We start from the raw sequence: 2,789 nt of genomic DNA on the forward strand, positions 1-2,789 counted from the left end.
ATGTATTACAAGGATTCTTTATGGCTCCTTATGTTACTTCTCAAGCAGTTATGGGAGCAATTTACTGTGCAAGAATGTTTGAAAGATTAGGATATGAAGTACTTCCTAAATATAATGATTTAAGAAGTGATATTATACAAGTTGTAAGACTAAAAAATGCTGAAGAAGTAATAGCGTTTTGTCAAGGAGTTCAAGCTGCAGCTCCAGTTGATTCATATGTTAAGCCAGAGCCATGGGCGATGCCTGGTTATGAAGATGAAGTTATAATGGCAGCTGGAGCATTTATCCAAGGTTCATCAATAGAACTTAGTGCTGATGCACCAATAAGACCTCCTTATAACGTATACTTCCAAGGTGGTCTTACATTTGATCATTCAAAAATGGGAACATTAAAAGCAGTAGAATATATAAAAAAATTAAATAAATAGAATAATAAAAAATAAAAGTCTTAATATATAAATGTATTAAGACTTTTATTTTTTACTTACAAGGGCATTATATTGACCTCAAATTTGTGGAAAACTCCTAGGCTAAAGTATTATCAATACATTTGAGAAGTTGTAAAAAATAAATTTTGAGCAACGGGCAAAGCCGTTGGCGATATGAACGAAGTGAATTTTTTATTATTGATTTTTGGAGGGATAAAATGAAAATTTGTATTTTTTTAGGCGCTGGTGCGTCAGCAGCAGAAAATATTCCAATACAAAATGAATTATTTACTGATTATTTTAAATATAGTTTAACAAATAATAAAAATAATGATATGAATAAAAATTTAAGAACTTTTTTTAAAGAAGTATTTAATATAGATGTTTTTAATGATGATTTAAACAAAGTAAATTTTCCTACATTTGAAGAAGTATTGGGAATATTAGATATGGCAGAGCAAAGAAGAGAGTCTTTTAAAAACTTTGGAACAGAAACTTACAATAATAAAAATGGTTCTATTAATATTTTAAGACAATATTTAATATTACTCATGGCAAATGCAATAAATAATGCTTCTAAAAGTAGTAACAAATATCATGAGCTTCTTTTAAAAAAGCTATTGAAAAATAATCAATTGTTGGATACTACTTTCTTAAGTGTAAATTATGATATACATATAGATAATAGTATTTCAACTATATATGATAAGGTTAAATTTCCTATAATGCTGGACTATGGAGTTGATTTTGCAAATTTTAATTTTAGTAATAGTTCTTGGAAAAGACCATATGGTCAAAGCATAAAATTATATAAAATACATGGATCACTTAACTGGTTATATTGTCCTATTTGCTCCAGTTTAACTCTTACTCCTTATGAAGGTGGCGTTATGAGAATTTTAAATAATCAGGAAGATGCTACGTGTTTAAATTGTGGGGAGCATACTATTCCAATAATAGTGCCACCAACTTATTTTAAGGACATGTCTAATGTATATTTGTCAAATGTATGGAATAAAGCTGAGTCTGCTCTTCGTAAAGTCGATCTTTTAATATTTTGTGGATATTCTTTTCCAGAAGCTGACATTCATATTAAATACATGCTAAAAAGAGTTCAAACAAGTAGAAAAAATAATCCACTTAAAATTATGGTATTTAATAATCATGATAAAAAGTTAGAGTCATCACTAATTAAAGAAGAAAAAAGATACAAAAGATTTTTAGGAGAAAATGTTTTTTTTACTAGAGATTCTTTTCAAGATTTTTCAAGCGATCCTATTAAGTATATAAATTTTTCAAAAGATATGAAATAAAAATTAAGATTAAATATATTAGAATTATACAAAATCAAATTGACTAATTTGCCACCAACTATGTTTATTCCTATTTTTTAGGGTATTTTCAACATTATTTAGAAGAAGTTTTAGACAAATTATTTATTTAGAAGGAATATGACTCTTATAATCAAATATTTAGTTAATATGAACAATAATTTTACTATTTAGGGGGAATTACTAATGGTAACATTCGATATAAACGGAGCAATAATCAAATTTGATGAAAAAAGAGATAATTATAATACAATTAGAAAAAGCTTTATAGAGTACGGTAATGAAGCTTCTCAGATGTTTAAGGATTATTGCTTAAATAATATTACAAATACAAGACAAATAAATGAAAAGTATTTGGAGTACGGACAAAATATAATAAATGATATAATAAGAAAGGGAGTAGAGATAATTGTTAATTATAATATAATAACAATAGATTTCAATCTATTTAAAGAAATATATTGTAATAAGTACTTAGATTTTAGTAGATTATTTAATAATGTAAATAGAGATATAAATAATAATAAAAGTAAGAAAAATAATAGTATTAGGATCTTTGATGTTAAACCCATAATATGTAAGTTATCAAATTATATATATGAAGATTGTTTTAAAGTTCATTTTGCTGTTTTAGATGCATTATTAGAAAATGGAGTTACAGAAGTTAATTCATATATAGACCAAAGATCAATAAGACAATCAAATGCATTATTTAATAATTATAAGGATGGATTTATAAGCAAATTAGATGGGTGTAAGGTTGTACAGAAGATAATTATGGCTAATCCATATAGAAAAGATGTTTATGAATTTTTAGTAAAAGAAGATGGAGACTTTATGCTAGAAATAGAAAAATTAGCCGAATACTTGGGATTTGATTTAAAAGAATATAAAGGATCACTAATGGATATGTATATAAAAGAATTAATGGATAAAGGTGTTGGGAATATAGATTTAGCAAAGGAAAAAGTAAAAAAATATGCTAAGTATATAGGCTGTAAAAATGATAGTATTTATATAACTAGAATAG

Annotated in this window: 3 protein-coding genes; all 3 read left to right on the forward strand. The window is 25.7% G+C overall.

Translation table 11 applies throughout. The features are described 5' to 3' along the window. Positions 1-428 (forward strand): methionine gamma-lyase family protein (locus tag J7G74_RS10780; protein ID WP_297135134.1); only part of this gene is annotated, 428 nt, incomplete at its 5' end. 218 nt (positions 429-646) lie between these two features. Then, positions 647-1,741: an SIR2 family protein gene (locus J7G74_RS10785; RefSeq protein WP_297135135.1), complete on the forward strand. Its 1,095-nt coding sequence runs from the start codon at positions 647-649 to the stop codon at positions 1,739-1,741. A gap of 204 nt (positions 1,742-1,945) precedes the next feature. Then, the coding region (locus tag J7G74_RS10790; RefSeq protein WP_297135137.1) for a kinase at positions 1,946-2,789 on the forward strand (844 nt) is incomplete at its 3' end.

This window comes from Terrisporobacter sp. (assembly GCF_017888745.1).
In the GTDB taxonomy this organism is placed as follows: Bacteria; Bacillota; Clostridia; order Peptostreptococcales; family Peptostreptococcaceae; genus Terrisporobacter.

Excerpts from the sequence above, each read along its gene's own strand:
- J7G74_RS10785 (WP_297135135.1), top strand. The coding sequence starts at position 647 with ATGAAAATTTGTATTTTTTTAGGCGCTGGTGCGTCAGCAGCAGAAAAT.